16 protein-coding genes are annotated in these 13,523 nt (G+C 48.5%); 9 read left to right on the top strand and 7 right to left on the bottom strand.

Annotation, left to right across the window (positions count from 1 at the left end; all coding sequences use genetic code 11):
• Positions 1-20 precede the first annotated feature (20 nt).
• The 3 genes from QGP82_RS32620 to QGP82_RS32610 all read right to left on the bottom strand — a co-directional run bounded on the left by QGP82_RS32620 (position 21) and on the right by QGP82_RS32610 (position 3,517).
• Entirely contained in the window at positions 21-338 is a 318-nt protein-coding gene (locus tag QGP82_RS32620) for a DUF6464 family protein (protein ID WP_284681674.1), read from the bottom strand.
• 150 nt (positions 339-488) lie between these two features.
• Positions 489-2,288 carry an aspartate--tRNA ligase gene (gene aspS, locus QGP82_RS32615; RefSeq protein ID WP_163663404.1) on the bottom strand — a complete coding sequence of 600 codons (1,800 nt, stop codon included), beginning with the start codon at positions 2,286-2,288 and terminating at the stop codon, positions 489-491.
• A 200-nt stretch (positions 2,289-2,488) separates the two neighbouring features.
• On the bottom strand, positions 2,489-3,517 hold the full coding sequence (locus QGP82_RS32610; protein WP_006518281.1) for an adenosine deaminase: 1,029 nt from the start codon (positions 3,515-3,517) through the stop codon (positions 2,489-2,491).
• A 370-nt stretch (positions 3,518-3,887) separates the two neighbouring features.
• On the opposite strand from QGP82_RS32610, the gene QGP82_RS32605 reads away from it, so the two are divergent.
• The 5 genes from QGP82_RS32605 (at position 3,888) to QGP82_RS32585 (ending at position 7,337) form a co-directional block, all read left to right on the top strand.
• Positions 3,888-5,225: an adenylosuccinate synthase gene (locus tag QGP82_RS32605; protein WP_163663403.1), complete on the top strand. Its 1,338-nt coding sequence runs from the start codon at positions 3,888-3,890 to the stop codon at positions 5,223-5,225.
• Between the two features lie 174 nt (positions 5,226-5,399).
• On the top strand, positions 5,400-5,690 hold the full coding sequence (gene rplY / locus QGP82_RS32600) for a 50S ribosomal protein L25 (protein ID WP_499062102.1): 291 nt from the start codon (positions 5,400-5,402) through the stop codon (positions 5,688-5,690).
• A gap of 131 nt (positions 5,691-5,821) precedes the next feature.
• Positions 5,822-6,121, top strand: coding sequence for a hypothetical protein (locus QGP82_RS32595; protein ID WP_163663399.1), 300 nt, complete (start codon positions 5,822-5,824; stop codon positions 6,119-6,121).
• A 111-nt stretch (positions 6,122-6,232) separates the two neighbouring features.
• Entirely contained in the window at positions 6,233-7,027 is a 795-nt protein-coding gene (locus QGP82_RS32590; RefSeq protein ID WP_163663397.1) for a YdcF family protein, read from the top strand.
• A 91-nt stretch (positions 7,028-7,118) separates the two neighbouring features.
• The gene (locus tag QGP82_RS32585; protein WP_163663395.1) at positions 7,119-7,337 is read left to right on the top strand and encodes a hypothetical protein; all 219 of its coding nucleotides are present in this window, start codon (positions 7,119-7,121) and stop codon (positions 7,335-7,337) included.
• Positions 7,338-7,451: 114 nt separating this feature from the next.
• Here QGP82_RS32585 and QGP82_RS32580 read toward each other — a convergent pair whose 3' ends face one another.
• A complete protein-coding gene (locus QGP82_RS32580; protein ID WP_006518275.1) occupies positions 7,452-7,694 on the bottom strand; it encodes a ferredoxin-thioredoxin reductase variable chain in 243 nt (80 codons plus the stop codon).
• A gap of 172 nt (positions 7,695-7,866) precedes the next feature.
• Positions 7,867-9,717, bottom strand: coding sequence for a PP2C family protein-serine/threonine phosphatase (locus tag QGP82_RS32575; RefSeq protein ID WP_490794594.1), 1,851 nt, complete (start codon positions 9,715-9,717; stop codon positions 7,867-7,869).
• Between the two features lie 258 nt (positions 9,718-9,975).
• On the opposite strand from QGP82_RS32575, the gene QGP82_RS32570 reads away from it, so the two are divergent.
• On the top strand, positions 9,976-10,353 hold the full coding sequence (locus QGP82_RS32570) for an NfeD family protein (RefSeq protein WP_250566025.1): 378 nt from the start codon (positions 9,976-9,978) through the stop codon (positions 10,351-10,353).
• A 75-nt stretch (positions 10,354-10,428) separates the two neighbouring features.
• The gene (locus QGP82_RS32565; protein WP_163663389.1) at positions 10,429-11,385 is read left to right on the top strand and encodes an SPFH domain-containing protein; all 957 of its coding nucleotides are present in this window, start codon (positions 10,429-10,431) and stop codon (positions 11,383-11,385) included.
• An 83-nt stretch (positions 11,386-11,468) separates the two neighbouring features.
• Here the strand turns inward: QGP82_RS32565 and QGP82_RS32560 are convergent, their stop codons facing one another.
• The gene (locus tag QGP82_RS32560) at positions 11,469-11,858 is read right to left on the bottom strand and encodes a Fur family transcriptional regulator (RefSeq protein WP_163663387.1); all 390 of its coding nucleotides are present in this window, start codon (positions 11,856-11,858) and stop codon (positions 11,469-11,471) included.
• A 120-nt stretch (positions 11,859-11,978) separates the two neighbouring features.
• On the opposite strand from QGP82_RS32560, the gene purS reads away from it, so the two are divergent.
• Together purS and purQ are read left to right on the top strand one after the other, a co-directional pair.
• Positions 11,979-12,245, top strand: coding sequence for a phosphoribosylformylglycinamidine synthase subunit PurS (gene purS, locus QGP82_RS32555; protein WP_006518270.1), 267 nt, complete (start codon positions 11,979-11,981; stop codon positions 12,243-12,245).
• 92 nt (positions 12,246-12,337) lie between these two features.
• Entirely contained in the window at positions 12,338-13,036 is a 699-nt protein-coding gene (gene purQ, locus QGP82_RS32550) for a phosphoribosylformylglycinamidine synthase subunit PurQ (RefSeq protein ID WP_163663385.1), read from the top strand.
• 127 nt (positions 13,037-13,163) lie between these two features.
• Here purQ and QGP82_RS32545 read toward each other — a convergent pair whose 3' ends face one another.
• Positions 13,164-13,406 (bottom strand): hexameric tyrosine-coordinated heme protein, encoded by a 243-nt coding sequence (locus QGP82_RS32545; RefSeq protein WP_163663383.1) that lies wholly within the window; start codon positions 13,404-13,406, stop codon positions 13,164-13,166.
• Positions 13,407-13,523 lie beyond the last annotated feature (117 nt).

Below are 13,523 nucleotides of genomic sequence, written 5' to 3'. Positions count from 1 at the left end.
ACGGTCCCTAGGCCGTTGGTTCATCGGGCCATGGGTTCATAAGTACGTCCTTCATAGGAGCGGCAACCTTCACATGGCCCCATGGGATTAACGGCACAGCGAATATGGGGAGAACGGGCATTGAGCTGACAGGTGATATCACCAATCACCAAGCCAATGCCGTCGATATAATGCTCATCTGGATCTCGTCGTCGCCACGGGTGAACTGAGGGGTATTGGGCTGATTCTATGGCAAAGTCAAATCGTTCAATGACTCGTCGTTCGGCTCGATACGTTGCCCAAACTGATAGAGCTGGTGGCAGTAGGCCTATCAGAATCAAAAATACCACTACGACCATACAGAGCGATTATTTGAGGGTAATTTCCCTGATCGTAGCGCAGGTTGTTGGAGCGGCGGATGTAGATTTGTGGAAGAGGGGGTGAAGGGAGGAGAGTGAATGTTGGGTCACGATAAACACGACATAAACACGACCCAACATTCATTTTCCCTATTTTTCTTCCTTTTCCTTTGGCTTATAGGTTGACTTCACCTGCAATTCCTTGAGCTGACGCTCATCTACTTTGGATGGTGCCTGGGTCAATAGACAGCGGGCTTGTTGGGTTTTGGGGAATGCGATCGCATCGCGAATCGACGTTTCTTCCGCCATGAGCATCACCAATCGGTCTAAACCGTAGGCAATGCCACCGTGGGGCGGTGCACCAAAATCAAAGGCATCCATAAAGAAGCCAAACTTTTCGCGGGCTTCTTCATCGCTGAGGCCAATGGTGGAAAATACTTTAGCCTGTACATCGGGTTGATAGATACGGAGACTGCCACCGCCAATCTCATAGCCGTTGAGCACCAGGTCATAGGCCACGGCTCTAGCCGTTGTTAGGTCATCAATATCCTCAGGATTGGGCGCTGTAAATGGGTGGTGTAATGCCTCATAGCGATTTTCATCAGCGTTCCACTCAAACATGGGGAAGTCTGTCACCCAGAGGAAGTTGAGCTTGTCGTGATCAATCAGATCTAGCTCGGCGGCAATGGCCTGGCGGACTTTATCCAGGGCGGCATTAACGGTGGCTGTGGGGCCGGCACCAAATAGCAGCAGGTGGCCAGCCTCAGCACCGGTACGCTCTAGCAGCGTTTGCTTTTGCTCATCACTGAGGTTGTCCTTAATGGCTCCAATGGTGTCGATTTCCCCACCTTCGCGAACACGAATGTAGGCCAATCCTTTAGCACCCGCATCAGTGGCCACCTTAAACACATCACCGCCGGGCTTAATGCGCACATTCGAAATGGCATCATTACCGCCAGGAATCGGTAGTACTTTTACCTGACCGCCAGACTTGACAGCGCCGGAAAACACCTTAAATCCAGAGTCTTTAACAATGTCAGAGACTGAAACCAGCTCCAGTCCGTAGCGAGTGTCCGGCTTATCGCTACCGTAGCGATCCATCGCCTCGGCATAGGTCATGCGGGGGAACGGCAGCGGCAGGTCGATGCCCTTCACGACCTTGAAAATATGGGCCACTAAACTTTCATTGAGCGCCAGGATCTCCTCTTGATCCATAAAGCTCATTTCCATATCCAGCTGAGTAAATTCTGGCTGGCGGTCGGCGCGCAGGTCTTCATCGCGAAAACAGCGAGCAATCTGGTAGTAGCGATCCAGGCCTGCTACCATCAGTAGCTGCTTAAATAGCTGAGGCGACTGGGGTAACGCGTACCATTCGCCTGGATTAACCCGTGAGGGCAGTACATAGTCCCGTGCCCCTTCTGGCGTAGAACGGGTGAGGACTGGAGTTTCAACTTCAACAAATCCTTCCTGGTCTTCAAGAAAACGACGAATCGCTTTCATGACCTCATGGCGCAAGCGGATATTACGACTCATGCGCTCTCGTCGCAAATCTAAATAGCGGTACTTTAACCGCAGTTCCTCACGCACATTTTCCTCTTCCGCCGTTGAAATTTGAAACGGCAGTTGCTTACGCACGGCGCTGAGGAGTTCAATGCTATCGGCGTAAATTTCTACCTGCCCCGTTGGCAAGTTAGGGTTCAATGACTCGGGTGGACGCTGGCTAACCCGGCCTTCAATTTTTACGACATACTCATTACGTACCTGATCAGCCGCTGGATAGGAGGCCGGGGTACGTTCGGGATCGCTGACAATTTGCACAACACCATCGCGATCGCGCAAATCTAGAAAAATCACACCACCATGGTCACGGCGGCGATCCACCCAGCCATACAGGGTAACAGTCTTATCGATATGCTCGGCCCGCAGCTGACCGCAGTATAAGGTACGCATGGATATAGAAAGAGGGTGATTTTTCGTAGGTTTCAACAAAGCCTACCTATTATCTAGGATTGTTAGGTAGTTTTGAATTTTGAATTTTGAGTTTTAAGTTTGATCCTTTTGAGATTTTTCTGGCAAGCCCAGGACATCAACTCAAAATTCAATACTTAAAACTCAAACTTCAAGGCCAAATCTCCCTTTCCGTAAAACCGCTATCGGACGGCTGCACGACCCTGCATCATATCCGACAGCATAGACGCTGGCTGCTTTTGGTGGGGCCAGGCAAAAGCATGACGAAACGCAGCTTCTTGACATGCTCGCAGGCCATCAAAACCAATGACGTCCTGAGTTAGCAGGTTTTCATACTCAAAGGGCAGTCGCACATTGTGCAACCCAGCGTTGTCCGTACAAATTGCAATATCCACACCTGCGTCAAAGCAGCGGCTAAAGACCTCTTTCAGCTGACTAATTTCATCGAGGGTACCCGTTTGCCAGTAGGTCGTCGGACAGACTTCTAAGCATTGTCCCCGCGCCGCTACATCCTTGAGCAGTTCTGGATAATGTAGCGGGATCTGAATACCATGGCCAATCCTCATCAGATAGGGCAACAGCTCTGGATAGCAGCCATTGGACGTTTCATAGAGGTGTCCCGTTGTCTTGATCCCCAACGATTGAGCATAGCGATATAGCTGCACAATCTCATCCAGCTTTTCTCGATAGGCTGCATCTCCACCCGCAATGTCAATGGCACAGACATAGTCTGGGTACTGTGCTGCCAGATCAACGGTGGCTCGATTGATTTCGTAGGGCAAACGGGAGTGCATACATAGAATTTGCCGAGTCACGACTGGATACTCGGTTTGTTCACTGGCACGACCAACGATCTCAACGATCTCCGCCATCATGTCCATGCGCTCCCGCTCGCTCATGCTGTGGGGTGTGCGATAAAACGGCGTATAGCGCAATTCAAGATAAGCCAGGTTTTCGAAGATGTAGGCTCCTCGAATTAGACGATAGATAAAGTAAGGCAGTGCTTCGCGAGTTTGAACACTTTCTACGAGGGTATGTAGCTCCAAATACTCTTCTAGAGAGTCCTTGGGTTGAATGTAGAATTGCTCAAACTCGGCATAATTTTGAAACCGCTCAGCTAAATCAGGACGGTTTCTCTGAAAGTAGCGCCACAGGATTCTGGGTACGACAGAGCCCCCCAGATGGCGATGGAGTTCTGCATAAAGACTCATGATGTCTCAATGTATTGGGTGGATTGGTGAAAAAAATTAATTGCTTAATGTTGCGAGAGCAACGACAACCCCACGACCCTTTCAAAATTACGCGGGGATCAAAAATTACAACGTTGAAACAAAAATTAAAAAAGTGTGAAATGCCTATTAAATTAAGTTTTACCTCAGGATTTAATTTTTTGCCTAAAAAAAACTTCAAAACCCTGATGAGCTTAAACTTTAGTTAACCTTTGGGGTTTGAGAAAGTAGCGCGCAAGTTAGCGGAATTTATTTTTTTACTACGACCAAGGTTTATGTTGCATTTGTTGACACTAGCTACCTTGCCTCATCATAATTGTGATTTGTTTGAACTCTAACGCGCGAGATTCCCTTGGCAAACGTTATTGTAATTGGTGCCCAGTGGGGCGATGAAGGTAAAGGAAAAATCACTGATTTGCTTAGTAAATCAGCAGATGTGGTTGTCCGTTATCAAGGTGGTGTCAATGCAGGACACACTGTTGTTGTAAAAGATCAGACCTTTAAGCTGCACTTGATCCCATCGGGCATCTTGTACCGTGATACGGAGTGTTTGATCGGTAGTGGTACAGTTATCGACCCTAAGGAGTTGATAGCTGAACTTGATAAGTTAGATGGCCTGGGAGTTTCCAGTAAAAATCTCTTTATTTCTGAAACTGCCCATGTGACCATGCCTTATCATCGGCTGATTGATCAGGCTTCTGAGGAACGTCGAGGGAGTAAGAAGATCGGCACTACAAAGCGTGGTATCGGTCCCACCTACGCGGACAAGTCAGAGCGCACAGGGATTCGCATTTGCGATCTAATGGATTTGTCAGCTTTTCGCGATCAGTTAGATTGGACAATTAGCTACAAAAATATTGTTCTAGAAAAGCTCTATAATCTTCCACCTCTCGATGCAGAGGAAGTATTCCAGGAGTATGAGGTTTACGCTGAGCGATTACGCCCCCATGTGGTTGATAGCTCTTTGCACATATACGATGCATTGACAAAGCGTAAAAATGTACTGTTTGAAGGGGCTCAGGGAACTCTTCTAGATCTCGACCACGGTACTTATCCCTATGTGACATCATCCAACCCAGTTGCCGGTGGTGCATGTATTGGTTCCGGTATTGGCCCAACTGCTATTGATCGCGTGATTGGTGTTGCCAAGGCGTATACAACTCGTGTAGGTGAAGGACCCTTCCCCACTGAGCTATTGGATGAAATGGGCAATGCTCTTTGTATGCGTGGGGCCGAGTTTGGTACGACGACGGGTCGACAGCGTCGCTGCGGCTGGTTTGACGCTGTGATTGGTCGTTATGCTGTCCGGATTAATGGCTTAGACTGTTTGGCCATTACCAAGCTGGATGTTTTAGATGAGCTGGACGAAATTAAGGTTTGCGTTGCCTATGAGTTAGATGGTGAACGCTGCCATGATTTGCCGGGTAGTGCTAGTCAGTTTGCTCGGTGTAAGCCGGTTTATGAGGTGATGCCAGGTTGGAAACAATCCACAGCGAACTGTCGTAAACTAGAGGACCTGCCTTCACAGGCTCTTGATTATCTAGAGTTTTTGGCCAAGCTGATGGAAGTTCCCATTGCCATTGTGTCGTTGGGTGCTAGCCGCGATCAGACAATTATTGTGGAAGATCCAATCCATGGTCCAAAGCGTGCCCTGCTCTATGAGAACGGTGGCGCATTTAAGGTGGCTTAGATTATGATCATTGGCCCCCAAACGCTAGGATGATAAAGCTCTAAATTACGGTGTTACTGGGCAGATGCCGTATCGCAAAGGTTTGAGGCCAGTGCAAACTCGATTGTAGGCTGACTGGCTGCCTAAAAAGTTGGACGGACAACAATTTCTTTTTTCATCGATCGGATAATTATAATGGAACTGACTCTCGACTGTAGTAAGCGTGCAGATAATGAAAAACCTGGGGCTTTACGTCGCGCAGGTGTGATGCCGGCTGTACTTTATGGCCACGATGGCACTAACTCGGTATCCCTCAAGGCAAATACCCGTGAAGTTGAAGCGCTGATACGTAATGCTAAGGGGCAGAAAGTGGAGTTGAGCCTGAATGTGATTGATATGCCTTGGAACGGCAAAGTCGTTTTGCAAGAAGTGCAAAATCATCCTTGGAAAAGTGAGATTTATCACATTAGTTTCTTGGCTCAATAAGCTTAATTTTTAGCACAGCTATTAAAACCTCTGATTTCTCTAAGAAGTCGGGGGTTTTAAAGAAACCGGGCTTTTTAATGGCAGCCAGTATAGTATAGGCGTTAACTATTCAGCCCTGTTTTACGACGGATATGAAAACGCCTCAAGGAAAAAAAATTATTAATGACATGACCGATTTGATTGTGCCAGCTGCGTTGCGGATTTGGCTGGTCTTTCTATTGGTCTTTGTGTTGTTAGGGTATCCAGTAACGGTCAGTATTTTGTTCGGGGCTGTGGGTGGTTTTGCAGGTGGCTTAGTGTCTGCCTGGTGGTATGCACCAGGAGGAGAGCCTATGCCTAAAGCAGATGGGCAGACCTTGTCTCCCATGTTGCAGTTACCTAAATTGCGCTGGCGCGGTGAGCGGCGTCATTTGCGGCGGCGGCAGCGCTAATATCCATCAAGTTTAAAAAAGTTGATAGACGGTGGGTAGCATGATGGCTATTACATTTTTTAATTCGGTGATTCCATCTACTCAACAATTGACCCTTGATGGACTACTACTATGTTTTTCTTTTTATCGAAGTTCCTTCCTTTACTGATTTATCCGTTGGGATTGAGCTGTTTGCTCCTATTGATAGCTCTAGTTTCGCTGTGGAAGTTTCCTCGCCGGTCTTTATTTGCGATCGCAACCGCCTTACTCATCCTTTTTTGCAGCAGTAATCCTTTAATTGCGGTCACCTTTGTCAAAACCCTAGAATGGCAATACTTGCCCTTAGACCCTGTACCCGCCGCTGAAGTGATTGTAGTTCTAGGTGGGAGCACCCGCGCTCAGTCCCCACCTCGTCCTTGGGTCGAAGTTTTAGAAGCAGGTGACCGTATTTTGTATGGTGTCAAGCTCTATAAAGAGGGGGTGGCTCCCTCGATTTTGTTTAGCGGTGGTCGTGTCTCTTGGCAAGGTAATGAGGGTGGTTCAGAAGCTCAGGATATGGCTGCGATCGCGAAAACAATGGGCGTGCCTGAACGCAGTATTGTGCTAGAGAATGTATCCTTAAATACGTACCAAAATGCCGTAGAAACAGCGAAAATCCTGCGCCAGAAAAAGATCACCAACATTTTACTAGTGACTTCAGCTATCCATATGCCCAGGTCTGTCGCAATTTTTGAGAAGCAGGGGTTTGATGTGACGCCAGCTCCTACTGACTATTGGGTTGCTCAGGAATCTCTGGATCAGATGCGAGGAATTTCCCCAGGGACATTTCTCAATGTCTTGCCTGACACCGAAGCCCTTCACTTTTTTACAAGAGCTCTTAAGGAATATATAGGACTCGGGATCTATCGTCTGAGGGGCTGGTTATAGTGAGGTGAGTAGCACCTGTTTCCCCACATGATTTTCAGACTATGCAAGGTTAAACGTTGACCTCCACCTTAACTTTCTGACTAGCTCGAGTATGTTCAAACGTTCTTTAGAACCTCCCGCAACGAATGTTGGTGAATCGATTCAACTACAACAAATTGCCTACGAGTTTCGTCAGGAGGTTAGATACCGTGATGACTTTGAAGCCTATTGCCAGTGGTACTACGACACGGCTGAAAAACATCGTACAGAGCTCGCTGCAATGAAAAACGATATCCCTTTCTTTAGTTGGTTTTGTCGTAGTCGTACCTGAGGAGACTGTTGGAGTTAAGAGAGGATGGTTTGGCTAGAGAGTAGGATGCTGACATACCATTAAAGTGTTAGCCAACGGCTCAGCTAGCCTAAGCGGTAACTGTTGAGGGAGATGCTAGAGTACTTCTAATTCTGCTGATGACAGGTGAGCTTTGAACGGTCTTTTGGCACCTTCAATGGCAAATTCAACCACGACTGGAAAGTTAGGGCTAATGGGGCGTCCTTTCCAGTCAGTTAAGACTTCTTTGATGACTCCTTCCATGCCCTCAGCATTGTGAGGTTGATTTCGGTGTTGAGGATGGTGAAACAGAACAACAGGAGTGGAAACCCGTACGCGATCGCCAGCTTTCATAGACATGCAATAATCCCAAAAAAGAAAAAACGTGTGATCGCATTGCGAACCACACTGTTCATTAAGTTGAGAATTATTTTCTCATAAGATAGCACCCTCCATGTAACTTTAACAACTCAGTAGTTGTTAAAGTCGGGTAGTCTTAGCTCTATCCTTGGGTAGGTTGCTAAGCATCGGATTAAGAATCGGGTGCCGTGATGGGTTCCTGTTGGGGGTCATCCGGGATGGCAGCAGGGCGTAGATTTTGCCAAACCAAAACTCCGGCTACACCAGCCACACTGACAGCAATCAAGAGCAAAATGCTCAAAACCAGAGCTTGTAAGGATCTTCGCGGTTTCTCTTCAGTCGGTGTCTCCATTTCCGTGGGCTCCTCACTCTCCCCATACAGTAGGGCTTTAGACGCCGCAGTCAGCTCTGTGGGATAGCCTATGTCCTGTTGGGTTGTTATGGATGGAGGTGTGATCGGGTCATCAATAATGACCGTATCACCTGTCATGGTGCAACTCATGAGCACAACGGCAACATTGTCATGCCCATTCTTTTGATTGGCTAATTCCACCCAAGACTCTACGGCAGTGGGTAACGGCACAATATTTTTCACAATCAGGCCGATATAGTTAGCCCATGATGTTTCCACGCGATGATTGTCGCTGAGGCCATCGGAGCACAGTAACAAAACACCGGTTTCATCCAAGATAAAACGTTCCACATGGGGTTTGAGGCTATCGGCCTCGCGGGTGCCTAGAGCTTGGGTGAGAGCACCGGCATCAGTGTGGGCATAGGCAGCAGCGGGGTAGCTTTTGCCGGATGTGATTTCACGTCCTGCCACATCGTCATCTACCGTAAGTAAATGACAGGCTTCGGGGGTGATCCAATAGGCGCGGCTATCACCCACGTGGGCAATATAGAGCTCGTTCACTTCTTCGTAGCCCTGCGGTGTGGGAATGCGTTGGGGAATCATCAGGGCGGCTACCAGGGTGGTGCCCATGCGCTGCCGTTCGGTTCGCCCTTGGCTATCGTTTTGGCTAGCGACCAAGTTATTGGCAACCCTAATGGCGGCTTCAATCTGGCCCATCACCACATAGGGAGGCAGAGGTTCTTCTTGTTCAGCAATTTCTGTCAGCAGCCCCCTGAACTGTAGCTGGAGCGATCGCACCACGGTTTGGCTAGCAATTTCGCCACCCGCATGACCACCGACTCCATCGCAGACCACGGCAATCCGAGGCAAGCTAGGCAGATCAGCAGGGCTAGACCGCTCTAGTTCCACCTTGCTAGGGTAGCAGGCATCTTCATTGTGGGGCAGTTGGCCACTGCTGGTGCTACCCGCTACCTGAGTCGCTAGCGACATATCCATTGCCTGGCTCAGTAGAACTCGATTAAGTTGCTCAAGGATGCGATCAAAATTTGGCTGAGACCCATCGCACTGCTCTAAAACGGGTCGGAGATTATTGGCAACTGCCGGTACTGACTTAGACAGCAGCGCTGCAATCAAATTCGCCAGATTTTGAAGAGGCGGTTGCCCCGGAATCAAATTACTTAACCGTATGCGCCAGCCATCAACATGGATCGCTTCAGGGGCTGTCAAGCTAGCCGCCATATTCATGCCAAATAAGTGGGGCCACAGATTAAATAGCTGCCAGCACCAATAAACTTGGCGAAATGGTGTGGTTCCAGCCCAGGCTGTACCTAGGGTGGGCATCAGCCTGCCATGACGATCAATCGGGGCATTATCGAGCAGTAATACAGGGCCATCAATCAGCTTGCATTCTCCATAAACCGTTGGTAAATGCAACTGGTGAGGATAGGCTCGCAGGTAGGGTAAAGCCGCCGCTGAAACAGTTTCTGGATGGTCTGGAGGCTCTGGAGCTTGGGTATCATGCCATATACCTGGACTAAGCACCCAATAGCGTTCATTTACGCTTTGGCCAGGTGGCACATCACGCCCAGGTCCCAGGGCTAGAACGTATTTTTTAAATGGGTAGACGTCCATTTGAGTCATGTCAGCCAGCGATTTTGCCGATATAAACATTTGCCATGTCCAGAATTGGAATTTTTACCTAAAGAAACCATAGGCTTCAACCTGGACGCGGTTTAGAACTACAAAGGGAAAAAGATTAGGTTAATGGTAGTCGCAAAGCGCTCAAATGAGGAATTCTTTAACAATGAGGAGTTCTTTAACATCTCTGCCGATCTGGATCTGGCTGGATTACCCTTGAGATAGCTAAAACGTGAAATACCAATGAGCTTGGCGATTTTTTGGATTCTGCTTGGCGTAGCACTCTGTGTTATGGAATTAATGATTCCAACGGCATTTTTAGAATCTGCTTTAGGGGTGAGTGCCATTGCCGTGGGGGTGCTAGTGATGCTGCTGCCCATTGCATTTAGCTGGCAGGTGGCACTGTGGATGGTGCTTTCAATGCTGCTGTTCTGGGCACTGCGACGGTTTTCTCCACGGCGACAACCCCCTGCGCTCATGGATTCAACAGAAGCAAGAACGATTACGTCGATCCCAGCAGGTCAAAGTGGACGCGTGATATATGAGGGGAATTCATGGCCTGCATGCTGTAGTGATCAAGATGTTGCGATCGCGACCAATCAAACCGTCATTGTCGTTGGTCGTCAGGGGAATACGCTAATTGTCATGCCCGAAAGCGCCCTCTTGTAGAGACGGTTGTAGGGGGCATTGCCTGCGACGCCCCTACAAAAATATCCCAAAATATTTTTTAGAAAGACACACATCATGGAACAACTTGTACTTCTGATTATGTTGGCTCTTGGCGGTTCCATGGCCGCTGGCTCAGTCCGTATTGTTAATCAAGGAGATGAAGCCCTAGTAGAAAGCCTGGGCCGATATAACGGCAAAAAGCTCCAGCCTGGCTTAAATTTCACCGTGCCCTTTATCGACAAGATGGTTTATAAGCAAACCATTCGCGAAAAAGTGCTCGATGTCCCCCCTCAGCAATGCATTACCCGCGACAACGTTTCTATTAGCGTAGATGCCGTTGTTTATTGGCGGATTGTCGATTTAGAAAAGGCCTACTACAAAGTTGAAAATCTACAAGCGGCCATGGTCAACCTGGTGCTTACCCAAATTCGGGCAGAAATGGGCCAACTAGAGCTAGACGAAACATTTACTGCCCGTGCCGACATTAATGAGACCTTGCTGCGGGAGCTGGATATTTCCACTGATCCCTGGGGCGTCAAGGTAACTCGTGTAGAACTACGAGATATTGTGCCGTCTAAGGCTGTGCAAGATTCCATGGAACTACAGATGGCTGCCGAACGCCGCAAACGTGCCGCTGTACTGACATCAGAAGGTGAGCGTGAGTCAGCGGTGAACGCAGCTCAAGGCCAAGCGGAAGCAGAAGTTTTAGCCGCTGAAGCGCGCAAAAAAGCAGCAATTCTGGAAGCAGAAGCAGCGCAAAAGAGCATCGTGCTTAAGGCTCAGGCCGACCGGCAAGAAAGTGTTCTGCGGGCTCAGGCCACGGCAGAAGCTGTGCAAGTGCTGACTCAAAAACTAAAAAGCGATCCCGCCGCCCGCGAAGCGCTACAGTTTTTGCTGGCCCAGGGCTATCTAGATGTCGGTAGCAAAATTGGCGCTAGCGATAGCAGTAAAGTCATGTTTATGGACCCCCGTGCGATTCCTGCCACATTAGAAGGCATGAAATCCATTGTGGGAGATTTACAGCAGCAGTAGCTTAGAGGCTGCCCCAAACTGATCGAGAGTAAAAATATGGGCAATATGGGCAAGCTAGTGATCCCAAGTTTAGCTGGAACCCCTTAACCTGAGGCCGCTTGGCATTTAGCGCAGAGTCCGAAGAACTCTAATGTGTGGTAGAAAATGCGGAAATGATGGGAATCGTTGAGGTGCTTCTCCAGCTCATGGACTGGACACTCTTCGATGGGTAGCGATGCACCACAGCGGAGGCAGGTCAGGTGGTGACGATCTTCATGGGTCAGACTGTAGAGCGATTCCCCATTAGATAATGTCCGTACTTGAACCGTGCCATCTAGTTTCAATGCTTCGAGGGCTCGATAAACGGTGGCCAGACCAATGCGGCTACCATCTTGTCGCATCACACCATGCAGATCCTGAGCAGATATGGCTTGCTCCTGATTTTGTAGTGCTTCCAGGATGCGCTCCTGGTTACGGGTCCGACGAATAGCCATGGGATTTAAGGAATGGATTCTATTAGCTTAGATCGTAGTACCGTGCTTAGGGTAGACCTGCTGGCGACGTGATACCAGGGGTGCGATAGTATTAAATTTGTCTACTTCTGGATTGACATTGTGGCGCAGACTTATCAGGCTCAAGTGTATGTGACTCTTCGTCCTTCGGTGCTGGACCCGGCGGGTACGGCGGTGCGCTCTGGATTAGAGCACATGGGATATGACAATGTGACGCAGGTTCGCATTGGGAAATATATAGAGGTTTCGCTGACGGCAGATAGTGAAGAGGCTGCGAACGAGCAATTGGATCGCATGTGTGATCAGCTTTTGGCAAATCCGGTGATTGAGAATTATCGGATTGAATTACAGACGATGGCGACCGCCTAATATTCGATACTCCGTAGGGTGAACACTGCCCACCATTCAACATTTAGGCCCCAGCCCATTCCCCAACCCATTCCCCACCTATTTTTGGTCCCATGAAATTTGGTGTCATTACATTTCCCGGTTCTAATTGCGATCGCGACGTCGTTTACGTCACCCGCGATATTCTTAAGCGTCCCACCCATCGCATCTGGCATGAAGATAGCGATTTAGGTGATATAGATGTGGTGGTGATCCCCGGTGGCTTTAGCTATGGTGACTATCTGCGGTGTGGTGCTGTCGCCCAGTTTTCTCCGGCGATGCGGTCTGCTGTGGACTTTGCCAATAAAGGCGGCTTGGTTTTGGGCATTTGTAACGGCTTCCAGATTTTGACTGAGGTGGGACTGTTGCCCGGTGCCCTAATGCGAAATCGAGATATGCGGTTTATTTGCGATCGCACTCCTCTAAAAGTAGAGCGCACTGCTCTGACTTGGACCAGCAACTACACCCAGGGGCAGGTCGTGACGATTCCCATCGCCCATGGTGAAGGTTGTTATTATGCTGATACAGATACCCTAAAGTCTCTAGAAGATAATCAACAAGTTGTTTTCCGCTACAGTAGCTCAGATGGCACTGTTGACAACAACAATAACCCCAACGGATCCCTCAACAACATTGCTGGTATTTGTAACAAAACCGGTAACGTGCTTGGCATGATGCCCCATCCAGAGCGAGCGGCAGATACTAGACTCGGTGGAACCGATGGATTAGCCCTGTTTGAATCTGTCTTACAATCGGCCCTCAGTGTCGCTTAGCGGACATCCCCACAACACAACAGGCTATAAATTGCTAGACCATAATCAAAAGTAGGCTTCCAGCCTCAATACTTACAAACAGCCTGCTCTACACATAGGCATCTTCAGAGCAGGCTATTTATATTTGCTAAGACTTCTGCCAATAATTGTTAGCCGCAGCAACAGTTGCAAACTCAGTCGCAACGGTCTGCCCCACAGCGATTAGCATCATGGCATCCGACGCATAGACATTTCGCAATTTATCTCTCTCGGCTGCATCTGGCTGCGTCATTTTAATAATGAGCCGCGCCATTTTAACAGCTAACTGCCGTCCCTCCTCAGGCGTATCAGTAATCAAAGAATTACTCGGAACCAATGTAATTTCTTCCATGGTAATTGCCTCTAGTTTTCAGAATGTAAAGCTTTAACACAAAATAAGTCGTGCGCGAATTAATTGTACACGATTTAATGATAGCAAGTGTTCTTGAAAAGTCAATCGTGCGCGATT

The sequence above is a fragment of the Leptothoe sp. LEGE 181152 genome (assembly GCF_032906605.1).
Taxonomy (GTDB): Bacteria; Cyanobacteriota; Cyanobacteriia; order Phormidesmidales; family Phormidesmidaceae; genus Leptothoe; species Leptothoe turfae.
This window is presented reverse-complemented; position numbering and strand designations above follow the sequence as displayed.